Raw genomic sequence first — 11,960 nt, 5'->3', positions numbered from 1 at the left:
CCCCCATGATCGATCGGCTGGTGGCCCGGATACTGGGCCTGGAAGTCCGCCTGTTGGCCTGCCAGGCCCGCTTGAATGCCCAAACCGACAGCGAAGCGCTGCATGACCTGCGGACCACGGTTCGCCGTTTGCGCAGCCTGCTTCGTCCGCTGCGTGGATTGCCCGGTGTCGAGCAGCTGGAAACAGCCGCGTCGGCAGTGGGCACCCTGACCACGCCCTTGCGCGACCGCGAAGTGCTGGCGGCTTATCTGGAAAAACACGGCAAGACCGAGGCGGCGCAACGGCGCCAGGTGCAAATGGCCGAGGCTTATCCCGCCGTGGCCAGCAGCCCCGAGCTGGCGCACTTGCTGATGATCCTCGACGCGTTCCCACGCTTCATCCGTGCTGCCCAGCGCCAAGGCCTGCTGGCCGGGCTGCGCAAACGCATCGAAAAACGCCTCGACAAACAATGGAAAAAACTCGGCGAGGCCCTGCGCGATCCCGCCCATGACCGTCACCGATTACGTCTGCTGATCAAGCGCGTGCGCTATGCCATCGAAGCCTATCCGGAACTCGATCGCCTGCCGGAAGCGGCCATGCCACGGCTCAAGTCTGCCCAGGGCGTCCTGGGGGATTGGCATGATTGCTGGCAATGGCTGGCGCGTGCCGAGCAGGAATCCGACCTGCAGCCCTGTGTACCGGTCTGGCGAATCACCATGGAAAAAGCCGAGGCCAAGTCCGACCGCGTGCTGGATAAACTGATCGCCAGTTGTTTCGATAAATCCTGAATCTAGCCATAACCCCGGTGGGATATTCAGAACCACGGCTTTTCTGTCAGTCTCTTTGGCCGGAATGAGCGCTGTGTCGCTTGTCCTGGCTGGGTAAGATCCCTTCATCTTTTTCCGCTGCTTCTAGAGGTCGACATGCGCTTCTCCGATTTGATCGATGCCGTGCGCCATCAGCCAGACGCCGTTGTGATCCCGCCGGAATGGGGGCAGGGGCGTGCCAGTTTTGGCGGCCTGGTGGCGGCGCTGCAATACGAAGCGATGCGGGCGCAGGTCCCGGCGGATCGTCCGGTGCGCTCGCTGGCGATCACCTTTGTCGGCCCGGTCGCGCCCGACATTCCCGTCAGTTTTCAAGTCGATGTATTGCGTGAAGGCAAGGCCGTCAGCCAGGTTCTGGGGCGTGCGATGCAGAACGGTGAGGTCGTGACCGTGGTGCAAGGCAGCTTTGGCGCGTCACGATCTTCGGTCGTGTCGGTGCCCGCTGACCCCGCCCCCGAGTTCACGGATGTCGAGCAATGCCAGGAGTTGCCCTACGTCAAGGGCGCAACGCCGGAATTCATGCGGCACCTGGCGATGCGCTGGAGCGTCGGCGGGCTGCCGTTCACCGGCAACAAATCCCGCAGCATGGGCGGCTGGGTGCGCTTGCGCGGCGATGTGAAGGAACAACCGCTGGACGAGGGGCATATCCTGGCGCTGGTGGACGCCTGGCCCCCGGCACTGTTACCGCACCTCACCCAAATGGCGCCGGGCAGCACGCTGACCTGGACCATCGAATTCGTCCAGCCGTTGCTGGCGCTCACGACGTTGGATTGGTGCCAGTACCTGGCCGAGATCGAGCATGCCCAGGACGGCTACGGTCATGTCGCGGCGAAATTCTGGAGCGCCGATGGGCGCCTGATCGCCATGAGTCGGCAAACCGTGACGATTTTCGGCTGAGGTGTCACGGTCATTCAGTGGCGGTGGCGATCCCGCCAGGCGCGCCACCAGCCACCGCTGAGAAAAAAACGCGGAAACGTCAGGAATTGCTCCACCAGCAGGCGCGACATGGCGTCCTTGCGATCACTGAACGGCTCGGAGGCTTGTGCTTCCAGGCTGTGGCCATGGCGTTGCAGCCCGAGTGCGGCGAGCAGGCCGATGACGCCGATGGCGACGTCGCCCAGGCTCAGGCTGAACACGCCGGAGATGATCAGCAGGAAGGCCACGATGAACAACGGCACCGCGATCAGATGCAGCACCAGGTTGGTCGGGTGGCGATGATTGTCGGGGTAGGCGCGCCATTGCCAGGCCGGAAGGTTGGGGTGACGTTTGCCCATGATGCTATTCCTTGAGTTCATTGAAACCGAATAACCGAAGGATAGGTCGGGACGGGCAGGGCGGCGAATCGCGGTTGGCTATCGTGGCGATAGCTGGTCATAGCTATAAGGCTTTTGTGGCGAGAGAGCTTGCTCCCTCGCTACGGATTTCCATTTGTTCAGGGGGTTAAAGCTTCAACTGCCCAATCGCCTTGTTCAACTCACCCGCCAGCGTCGCCAATTCATCACTCGTGGTGGCCGAATCCACGGTCTGGCGCACGGTGTTTTCGGTCACGTCGCGAATACTCACCACCGCCCGGTTCATCTCTTCCGCGACATGGCTTTGCTGCTCGGCCGCGACGGCGATCTGGGTGTTGCTTTCGCGCATCTGCGCCACCGCCTCGGTGATCTGCGCCAATGCTTCGCCGGCCGCGCACGCCTGCTGCACGCAGTCGTCGGCCTTGTGCGAACTTTCCTGCATGAAATCCACCGCGTCGCGGGTTCCCGCCTGCAACGCCGAGACCATGGTGGTGATTTCATCCGTCGAGGTCTGGACCCGTTTGGCGAGGTTGCGGACCTCATCGGCCACCACGGCAAAACCGCGGCCCATTTCACCGGCGCGTGCCGCTTCGATGGCGGCATTCAGGGCCAGCAGATTGGTTTGCTCGGCGATGCTGTGGATCACGCTGACGACGCCGTTGATTTTCTGACTGTCTTCGGCCAGGCGCTGGATCATCTCGGCGGTCTGCTGCACACCCGTGGACAGCCCGGTAATCGATTGCTGGACGCGGCCGACCACCTCGCGGCCGTTACCGGCCAGGGCGTCGGTGGTTTTCGACAGGTCACGGGTGGCACCGGCATGCTGGGCGATGTGATAGACCGTGGCGGACATCTCATTGATCGCCGTGGCGGCCTGATCGGTCTCGCTCTGCTGGCCGAGCATGCCGTGGCGCACTTCGTTCATGCTCGACGCGAGGCGAGCGGCGCCGCTGTCCAGTTGTCGTGCGGTGCTGGCGACGGTATCCACCACGCGTTGGTAACCGGCTTGCATTGCGTTGAACGCGGCAGCCATCTGGCCCACCTCGTCCCGGCAGGCCAGGGGCACGCGGGCGGACAGGTCACCGGTTTTTTCCACATGCAGCATCACGTCTTTCAAGGTGTTGAGCTGGCTGAGCAGAAAGCGGATCAACAGTTGCGATGCACCCAGCATCGCCAGCATCAACACAAACACCGCCACGGCATATTGACTGAAGCGGTCAGCGAAGACTTGGCCCAGGCTTACCCCTCGGACCTGCTGTTCCAGGTGCATGGCATAGAGCACCAACAGCAGCGTTGTGGCAAAGGCGACCGCGTTGACCGCCCAGAATTTGTACTTCAGCGAGATATTGCTAAGCCAGGCACCCATGGTAGGTCTTCTCTGATAGCGGAAACAGTTTCGGCAAGGTGCCAGTATTCTGCTGCTATTCAGGGGCGGGGGGTTTTGATGTGCATCAACAGATATCGATAACCCTTTGTGGGAGAGCCTGTTGTGGGAGAGCCTGCTCGCGAAAGCGGTCGACCTGTCGCACATAGTCCGACTGACAGCGCGCCTTCGCGGGCAGGCTCGCTCCACAGGGGGCTCATCCAGTCAGGAGATAACGGGCAACCCAAAAAACGCCCGCGCGCAGGCGGTGCTGTGGGTCGCCAGGTCTTCCTGGGTTTCGCCCCGGTGCAGGGCAACCTCGCGCAAGACGTCAGTCAGGTACGCCGGCTCGTTGCGACCGTTCTTGGGTTTGGGGCGTAGGGTGCGCGGCAGCAGGTATGGCGCATCGCTTTCGAGCATGAGTCGACCACGGGGAATTTCCCGTACCAACGGATGCAAGTGAGTGCCTCGACGCTCATCGCAAATCCACCCGGTGATACCGATGTGCAGATCCAGGTCGAGATAGCTGTACAGCGCTTTTTTCTCGCCGGTGAAGCAATGCACGACCGCGGCGGGCAGTCGATCACGAAAGTCGCGAAGAATCTCCAGCAGACGCTCGTCGGCGTCGCGCTCGTGAAGAAACACCGGCAATTGCAACTCCACCGCAAGGGCCAGGTGTTCTTCCAGGACTTTCTCCTGTTGTGGGCGCGGCGAGAAATCACGATTGAAATCCAGCCCGCATTCCCCCACCGCGCGGACGCGCTCTTGCTTGAGCAAATCCTTGAGGTGCCGGGCGCTGTCGGCGGTCCAATCGCTGGCGCTGTGGGGATGGATGCCGGCGGTGGAAAACAGCTGTTGCCCAGCTTCGTCAAGTTGTCGGCACAGTTCGAGGGCCTGTTCGCTGCCCTCGATGCTGGTGCCAGTCAACACCAGTTGGCAGACTCCTGCTGCGTAGGCGCGCTCGAGCACCGCTTGGTGTTTGTCGGCAAAACTGGGGTTGGTCAGGTTGACGCCGATATCGATGAGTTGCATGGTGCTACCTCGGCCAAAGGCCGGAAAGCATATCAGAGCTGTAGATTTATAAGAAAAGCCAAGAACTACAAGGAGTTGCGGCTGTCTGTTGAGGCCACGAGACAGGTCGGGGTGGTATCACGGCCATCGTTGTGCCAGTCTTTCGCACTTTTCAGCGCCTCAGGTGCTCTGTTTTGTCGGCCCGATTCCGCTCTACGTGGGATGGCCCGGCAATGTCCTTCCGGAGAGTGGATGACACGTCCCCAGGTGTTGCTACTGCTGTGTTGTTCGCTGCTTTTGCCGATGCCGGCCGAAGCGCGGCTGCCCGGGCCGGTGCAGGCCGTGGCGCCGGGAACGGTTCGTGACCTGGCGCAAATCCGCAGCAGCCGGGTATTGAAGGTCTTGGTCAATCAGAGCCGCAACAGTTCCGGCGAGGTGCAGGGGCAACCCATTGGCGTCGAATATCATCGGTTGCGGGCGTTTGAGCAATACCTGAACGGTCATGCCCGGGACGGCCAGGAAATTACCCTCAAGATCATTCCCAAGGCCAAGGACCAGCTGCTTGGCGCCTTGCAACGTGGCGAAGGTGACCTGGTCGCGCCAGGCGAATTGCTCGAGCCGCAAGCCGGCCAGGCGGTCAGCGCCAGTAACCCGATCCGCACCGACGTACCGTTGTTGCTGGTGGGGATCAAGGGCGAGAAGCGTTATACCCGCGTCGAACAATTGTCGGGCAAGACCCTGGCCTTGCCCAATGGCAGTGCGGCAGGGGACGCCGTCAGCCAGATCAATCAGAAGCTGGCGTTGCACAAATTGCCGCCGGTGAAGATCGAGTGGGTCGACCCCACCTTGGCTGTGGAGGATGTCCTGGAGATGGTCCAAGGGGGGATTTTCCACCTGACGATCGTCGAGCAGCCGATTGCCGAACGCTGGGGCAAGATCCTGCCCAAGCTGCGCTTCGACCGCCAATTGCTCATCGGCGAGCCGAGTGACGAGTTCTGGTTCGTCCGCCGCGACGCCGCGATGCTACGGGCGAGCATCGATCGATTTTTAGCCACCTACAAGGCGCCGTCCAACGAAGACGCTGCGTTCCTGCGGATCTACCGTCGCTTGTATCAAGTCCACTATCCGCTGGCCCGCGCCAATCGCCAGCGCCTGGAGAAGCTGCGTCCGGTGTTGCAAAAGCACGCCCAGGCCCAGGGCATGGACTGGCTCAACCTGGCTGCCCTGGCGTTCAAGGAGTCGGCCCTGCAACCCAACGCGCGCAGCGGTAGCGGCCCCACCGGCCTGATGCAGATCACCCCGTCCGCAGCCCAGCGGGTCGGGGTCAACGACATCCGCAACCTCGACGGTAATGTGCTGGCCGGTGCCAAGTACCTGGCCATGATCCGCCGCAAGTTTTTCGCCAGCCCCAAGCTCAACGAGCGCGAACGCATGGCGTTTGTCCTGGCGGCCTACAACATGGGCCCCGAACGGGTGCAAGGCATGCGCGCAGAGGCCCGGCGACGCGGGTTGAACCCGAACCAGTGGTTTTTCCAGGTGGAGCGCATCGCCATGGAGCAGGTGGGAATGGGCGCCGTCAGCTACGTTAACAGTGTGAACAAATACTATCTGGCGTTTGATCGGGAGCGAGAGTCGCTGGAGCCCCAGGAACGAGAGGTGGTTTCACGCAAGTAATCAAATAATTTGATGGTTATGGCGGAGTTTTTGCGCTATTCAGATAAAGTTATTCGATTAATATGGCCTCCAACCACACACATCCAAGGAATTGCATCCATGAGCACCGTTATCAACAAAGTACTGTTCTCCCGTGCTGGCTACGGCCTGACTGTCTTGCGCATCGTCGTCGGCATCATCTTCGCGGCCCATGGCTCGCAAAAACTGTTTGGGCTGTTTGGCGGCTACGGTTTGGCAGGGACCGCGCAATGGATGGAAAGCATCGGCCTGGCTCCCGGCTACCTGATGGCGACATTGGCTGGCGGCACCGAGTTCTTCGCCGGGCTGGCGCTGATCATCGGTCTGTTGGCGCGCCCTGCGGCGCTGGGCCTGGCGATCCTGTCGCTGGTGGCGATCTTCTCGGTGCACATCGGTAACGGTCTGTTCATGGCCAATAATGGTTATGAGTTCGGCCTGGCCCTGCTGGCAGGTAGCATCGCCGTGCTGATCGAAGGTGCGGGCAAGCTTTCCGCCGACAACGCCATCGCCCGCTAAGCGCTTGCCGCAATCCCGAGGCCCGTCCAGTACGGGCCTTTTTTGTAGGTGTCGATTCTTGACACTGGCCGGTCAGCTTCTCTAGGATGCCGCTCATGCGCCGATTTAAACAGCTACTTGCGGGGCGCCAGGTGACTCATTCAGTTGCCGATAGAAGCCAGGAAACAGGGCTTCGAAATACCGCTAAAGCGCTGGTTCGGTGTTGCCTCTCACCTGCCATGCAGACTTTTGAGGCAGAGACACGACACGATGAACGCACCCAGCCCCCTTGTACGTCTTGCGCCGATCACGGCGAACCTTATCCAACGCAATCCGAAAATTCTCCTGGGTGGTACCCACCAGCCAACGCTGCTGCGTTACCTTGACGGCTGGCCGCGTCGCAGCCACGGACCGGCAGCCTTCCTGATCCAGTTTGTCGAAGACGGTGAATCCCTGGCGCGCTTCGCCAATGACAGTTTCGACCTGGCGGTGATCCAGTCGCCGAATGCCGCCGACGCACCCGAAATGATCCGGCAACTGACTCGCGTGGCCCGGCAAGGGCTGATCACACGCCGTTGAGCGCGATCAGCCTTTGGTCATGGCGCGAAACTGGTTGGCGTGCATGCAATTAAGCACGATGTTGCTGCGGGTCGACCAGTCGGTATTGATGATGTGAAAGCCTTGGATGTAGCTGTCGCCGTCTCGGGACTCGAACCAGAGATTCACTTTGTCACTGAAATCGTCAGGGACGAAAAGGCCGGTATATTTGGCACACTGGATGGAGCGAAGAGTGTATTGAGATTTGGGACGGCTGCTGGCTTCGTCCATGAATATCTTCAATTCCGAAGTGCTTATATAGTTCTTGCCAGTCCATTGTTGTTCCACTCCGGGCCAGTACCCATCGCCGGCACGCCTGTTGTATGAGATAACGACGTTTCTTCCCGGGTAGTATTGCCTTAACTCTAGAAGAGTCAGGTGGCGTTGTGAGTAGGGAATAAGTCGATGGCCGATCATTTCATCGATTAAATCGTGGAGTTCTTGGTGTGATTCGTCGGTGAAATCCTTGAACTGGTGAAAGTTCAGGATTATTACTTCGTTCTCTCGGCCCGATACTGCATAAAATTCATTGAGCACGCCAAGGACATCACCCGCAACGGTGCGCCCTGAAGACGTAAGGTGGTAGAGCTGAAAGCGGCGTGGGTGACCGACGGGCTGGCTCGAAAATAGTTCGACACGCAAGTCGAGTACCCGGAACCCTTGATTGATCTGGTCGCGGATAGGTACGTCCTGGGTAATTTCGTTTGGCATCATCATTTTTGGGGCTTCTCTATCGGCGCCCGAATCATGCGTGCCAGGCAAGATCAATTCATCGATGCGAAGTTTGTATATGCCAGGTGTATTGTTCATCCAACGGTCGCGAAAGTTTCCGTTCATGTTATTCGTCCTTGAATAGATAATTTTTAAAAGTTTGCGCTAGGCGCACTTTTAATTTCCTTCAAGGGTCGGCGGAGGTCAAGTCAAGAGCTCGTTGAACTTGTGCGGCGATGTTTCGTTGTGCCTAAGTAATAGGGGGGCTTAATTATAAGTAATCTATGCGGGTTATATAAATAAGCTGCTCTCCAGCAGGTGTTTGGACGCGCGCTTCGGCATCCAGCGCCTTGCCAATCAATGCCCGTGCAAGCGGTGAATCGATACTGATCAGGTGCTGCTTCAAATCCAGCTCATCGGGCCCAACGATGCGATAGCGGGATTCTCTGCCATCTTCATCTTCCACAGTTACCCAAGCACCAAAATAGACCTTGTTCGGGTCGCTGGGTTTTTCACTGACGACCTTTAGCGCTTCGAGGCGCTTGGTGAGGAAGCGCACGCGGCTGTCGATTTCCCGCAGCATTTTTTTGCCGTAGGTGTATTCGGCATTCTCCGAACGATCGCCTTGGGCCGCCGCCTCGCTGACCGATTGCGTCACCTGCGGGCGGCGCACATGCCAAAGTTCATGAAGCTCGGCGCGCATCCGCGCCTCACCTTCAGGGGTGATCAGCGCGGTGCCGGCGGTGCGGGGAGGGCGATAGCGACTCATGGCAACTTCTTGTGATAGCGAAGCCGGCAGTCTATCAACCCTCGCGCAACACTGTCAGCGGGCTGGCATTGAGCGCTCGGCGGGTGCCGAATACGCCCGCTGCACCGATCAGCAACGCGCCGACCAATGGCAGAACCAACAGCCACGGATGCGGGTGCCAGGGCAGGTCGAAGGCGTACCGATAAAGCACCAGGCTCACCAGTTCCGAGCCCAGGGCGGCCAGCAAGCCGCTGACCGCACCCAGCAACCCGAACTCGATGCGCCGGGCCTTGGTCAGCAGGGGGCGCCCGGCGCCGAGGGCACGTAGCAATGCGCCTTGGCGAATCCTTTCGTCGAGGGTGGCCTGCAAGCCTGAGAACAGCACGGCCATGCCCGCCGCGAGTACGAACAGCAATACATATTCCACGGCCAGCGTGACTTGGGCGAGGATGCTGCGCAGTTGTTCGAGCAACGCCTCCACCTGCAGGATAGTCACGGCGGGAAATGCCCGGGACAGGTCGACAATCTGTCGGTCGTGACCGGGTGCCAGATAGAAGCTGGTGAGGTACGTGGCCGGAAGATCCTTCAAGGTGCCGGGTTGGAAAATCATGAAGAAGTTTGGCTGGAAATTGTCCCAGTTGATTTCCCGCAGGCTGGTGACTTTAGCCTCCCGGTTGAGACCCCCGACATTGAACACCAGGCGGTCGCCGAGCTTGATCTGGAGATTTTCGGCAACCTTGCCTTCCACCGACACCCCCGGGATGTCGTCCGGTGGCTGTTGCGGCCACCAGTTCCCGGCGGTGACCACATTGCCCGCAGGCAGGTCCGCCGCCCAGGTCAGACTCAAGTCACGCTGCAGCGCGCGGTCGCCCGCCGAGTCCTTGGTGACGAATTCCTTGGCCGGTTCGCCGTTGATGCTGATAAGCCGCCCCGGTACCACGGGGTACAACGGGGCCGACTGCGCCGAGAGCTCCATCAGTTTGTCGGCAAATGCCTGCCGGTCGTTTGGCAGGATATTCAGGGCGAAATAGTTCGGGGCGTTTTTTGGCAACTGGTTCTGCCACGTGTCCAATAACTCGCCGCGCAGCAACGCGATCAACGCCATGGACAACAGGATCAAGCCGAATGCCAGGGCTTGGCCGGCAGCTGCCAGGGGATGGCGCAGCAATTGGCCGAGCCCCAGGCGCCAGGGCAACGAGGCGCGGGCCAGCATCCGGCGCAGGCTCTGCAACACCAATAGCAGCAGGCCGCCGAGCACCAGCGCGGCAATCACGCCGCCACCCAGCAGGGCAAACGTAAGCACCAGGTCCAGGCTCAGGCGCCACATGATCAGCCCGAGCGCACCCAATGCGGCGCCGTAGACCACCCAGGTACTGGAGGGGATCGGCAGCATGTCCCGGCGCAGCACGCGCAACGGCGGAACCCGGCCCAGCGCGGCCAGCGGCGGCAGGGCGAACCCCGCCAGTGCCACCAGCCCGGTGCCGATCCCGGCGATGGCCGGCAGCAGGCCGCCCGGCGGTACGGTGGTCGGCAACAGGTCATGCAACAAGGCGAACAGGCCCAACTGGGCAATCCAGCCGAGCAGGGCGCCGCTGATACTGGCGAGCAGGCCCAGCACCGTCAGTTGCAGGCTGAACAACACCATGGCTTCGCGGCGGGACAAGCCAAGGCAACGCAACAGCGCGCTGGCGTCGAAGCGCCGGGTGGCGAAGCGATTGGCGGAGAGGGCGACGGCGACGCCGGACAGCAACACCGCCACCAGGCTGGCCATGTTCAGGTAGCGCTCGGCCTTGCCCAGGGCGCCGCCGATCTGCCGGTTGCCGTCGCGGGCATCCTGCAGGCGCTGGTTGGGTTCCAGGCCAGGCTTGACCAGGTCGCGGTAGGTTTGCAGTGCGGGGGCCGGGCCTCGCCATAGATCTCGATAGCTGACCCGGCTGCCCGGTTGCACCACGCCAGTGGCGTCCAGGTCCTTGAGATTGATCATGACCCGCGGGGTGAGGCTGTAGAAGTTGCCGGCGCGATCCGGTTCGTAGGTCAGCACCCGGCTCATGCGAAGGGTCTTGTTGCCGACATCGATGCTGTCGCCGATCTTCAGGTCCAGGGCGGTCAACAACCTAGCCTCAACCCAGGCCTCCCCCGGAGCGGGATGTCCGCCCGTTTCTTCCTGTGCAAAGGGCGCGGGGGCGCTTTTCAGTTCGCCACGCAAGGGGTAGATGTCATCGGCCGCCTTGACGCTGGACAACTGGATACCGTTGTCGGTGGCCACGACACTGGAAAACTCCACCACCCGGGCATGTTCCAGGCCCAGTTCGGTGCCGCTGCGAATCTGTTCCGGGCGGGCAGGGGAGCTGCCTTCAAGCAGCAGGTCGGCGCCAAGGAACTCGGTGGCACGCATCATCATCGCGCCGTTGAGCCGGGCACCGAAGTAACCGATGGCGGTACTTGCCGCCACGGCCACCAGCAAGGCGAAGAACAGCACGCGCAGCTCGCCAGCGCGGGCGTCGCGCAGCAGCTGGCGGATGGCAAGACTGAACAGGCGCAGCAAGGGCAAGCGTGCCATCAAGGCTCCAGGGGCGCGACCATCTGGCCGGCTTCAAGTCGGATCAGGCGCCGGCAGCGATGGGCCAGGCGTTCGTCATGGGTGACCAGTACCAGGGTCGTGCCGCGTTCCTTGTTCAGTTCGAACAGGAGATCGCTGATGCGCTCGCCGGTGTGGCTGTCGAGGTTGCCGGTCGGCTCGTCGGCAAACAGCACGTCGGGTTCGGCCGCGAAGGCGCGGGCGATGGCGACGCGCTGTTGTTCGCCGCCGGAGAGCTGGCGTGGCGAGTGGGTCAGCCGCTGGCCGAGTCCGACCCGTTGCAGCAGTTGCGTGGCGCGCTCCCGGGCGTCCTTGCGACCGTCCAGTTCCAGGGGCAGCATGACGTTCTCCAGTGCATTGAGGCTGTCGAGCAGTTGGAAGGACTGGAAGACGAAGCCGACATGCTCGGCGCGGACCCGCGCGCGCTGGTCCTCGTCCAGTGCGCTGAGGGCCTGGTCGGCGAGGGTCACTTCGCCCTTGCTGGGCAGGTCGAGGCCGGCCAGCAGGCCGAGCAGAGTCGACTTGCCGGAGCCGGACGCGCCGACGATAGCCAGGCTGTCGCCCTTGTTCAGTTCCAGGCTGAGTTCGTGCAGGATGGTCAGTTCACCTTCCGCGCTGGGAACCACTTTGCTAAGGTCCGTCGCGGTGAGAATGCTTGAGCCCATGGAGA

General features: G+C 61.4%; 12 protein-coding genes. 5 read left to right on the top strand and 7 right to left on the bottom strand.

Features of this window, described 5'->3' with window-relative positions; translation table 11 throughout:
• The first annotated feature begins 5 nt into the window (after nucleotides 1-5).
• Nucleotides 6-767: a CHAD domain-containing protein gene (locus VQ575_RS18215; protein ID WP_039588884.1), complete on the top strand. Its 762-nt coding sequence runs from the start codon at nucleotides 6-8 to the stop codon at nucleotides 765-767.
• A gap of 135 nt (nucleotides 768-902) precedes the next feature.
• Nucleotides 903-1,700, top strand: a complete 798-nt coding sequence (locus VQ575_RS18210) for an acyl-CoA thioesterase (protein ID WP_039588885.1) — start codon at nucleotides 903-905, stop codon at nucleotides 1,698-1,700.
• A gap of 14 nt (nucleotides 1,701-1,714) precedes the next feature.
• Here VQ575_RS18210 and VQ575_RS18205 read toward each other — a convergent pair whose 3' ends face one another.
• From VQ575_RS18205 to VQ575_RS18195, 3 genes are all read right to left on the bottom strand, one after another.
• Nucleotides 1,715-2,077, bottom strand: coding sequence for a terminase (locus VQ575_RS18205; protein WP_045155442.1), 363 nt, complete (start codon nucleotides 2,075-2,077; stop codon nucleotides 1,715-1,717).
• 166 nt (nucleotides 2,078-2,243) lie between these two features.
• A complete protein-coding gene (locus VQ575_RS18200; RefSeq protein ID WP_039588887.1) occupies nucleotides 2,244-3,461 on the bottom strand; it encodes a methyl-accepting chemotaxis protein in 1,218 nt (405 codons plus the stop codon).
• A 222-nt stretch (nucleotides 3,462-3,683) separates the two neighbouring features.
• A complete protein-coding gene (locus tag VQ575_RS18195) occupies nucleotides 3,684-4,490 on the bottom strand; it encodes a TatD family hydrolase (RefSeq protein WP_325918147.1) in 807 nt (268 codons plus the stop codon).
• A gap of 231 nt (nucleotides 4,491-4,721) precedes the next feature.
• Between VQ575_RS18195 and VQ575_RS18190 the strand changes: the two genes are divergently transcribed.
• From VQ575_RS18190 to VQ575_RS18180, 3 genes are all read left to right on the top strand, one after another.
• Complete coding sequence (locus VQ575_RS18190) at nucleotides 4,722-6,143, top strand: MltF family protein (protein ID WP_198727119.1); 1,422 nt, start codon at nucleotides 4,722-4,724, stop codon at nucleotides 6,141-6,143.
• 99 nt (nucleotides 6,144-6,242) lie between these two features.
• Entirely contained in the window at nucleotides 6,243-6,677 is a 435-nt protein-coding gene (locus tag VQ575_RS18185) for a DoxX family protein (protein ID WP_039588890.1), read from the top strand.
• A gap of 249 nt (nucleotides 6,678-6,926) precedes the next feature.
• Nucleotides 6,927-7,235, top strand: a complete 309-nt coding sequence (locus VQ575_RS18180) for a hypothetical protein (RefSeq protein ID WP_039588891.1) — start codon at nucleotides 6,927-6,929, stop codon at nucleotides 7,233-7,235.
• Nucleotides 7,236-7,241: 6 nt separating this feature from the next.
• Here VQ575_RS18180 and VQ575_RS18175 read toward each other — a convergent pair whose 3' ends face one another.
• The 4 genes from VQ575_RS18175 to VQ575_RS18160 all read right to left on the bottom strand — a co-directional run bounded on the left by VQ575_RS18175 (nucleotide 7,242) and on the right by VQ575_RS18160 (nucleotide 11,955).
• Nucleotides 7,242-8,090, bottom strand: a complete 849-nt coding sequence (locus VQ575_RS18175) for a PI-PLC domain-containing protein (RefSeq protein ID WP_325918146.1) — start codon at nucleotides 8,088-8,090, stop codon at nucleotides 7,242-7,244.
• A 145-nt stretch (nucleotides 8,091-8,235) separates the two neighbouring features.
• Nucleotides 8,236-8,733 carry a transcription elongation factor GreB gene (gene greB, locus VQ575_RS18170; RefSeq protein WP_039588893.1) on the bottom strand — a complete coding sequence of 166 codons (498 nt, stop codon included), beginning with the start codon at nucleotides 8,731-8,733 and terminating at the stop codon, nucleotides 8,236-8,238.
• A gap of 34 nt (nucleotides 8,734-8,767) precedes the next feature.
• Nucleotides 8,768-11,272 carry an ABC transporter permease gene (locus VQ575_RS18165; protein ID WP_045155449.1) on the bottom strand — a complete coding sequence of 835 codons (2,505 nt, stop codon included), beginning with the start codon at nucleotides 11,270-11,272 and terminating at the stop codon, nucleotides 8,768-8,770.
• Nucleotides 11,272-11,955, bottom strand: coding sequence for an ABC transporter ATP-binding protein (locus VQ575_RS18160; protein WP_325918145.1), 684 nt, complete (start codon nucleotides 11,953-11,955; stop codon nucleotides 11,272-11,274). The genes VQ575_RS18165 and VQ575_RS18160 overlap by 1 nt, the downstream gene beginning before the upstream one ends.
• Nucleotides 11,956-11,960 lie beyond the last annotated feature (5 nt).

Source organism: Pseudomonas frederiksbergensis (assembly GCF_035751725.1).
Classification (GTDB): Bacteria; Pseudomonadota; Gammaproteobacteria; order Pseudomonadales; family Pseudomonadaceae; genus Aquipseudomonas; species Aquipseudomonas frederiksbergensis_A.
This window is presented reverse-complemented; position numbering and strand designations above follow the sequence as displayed.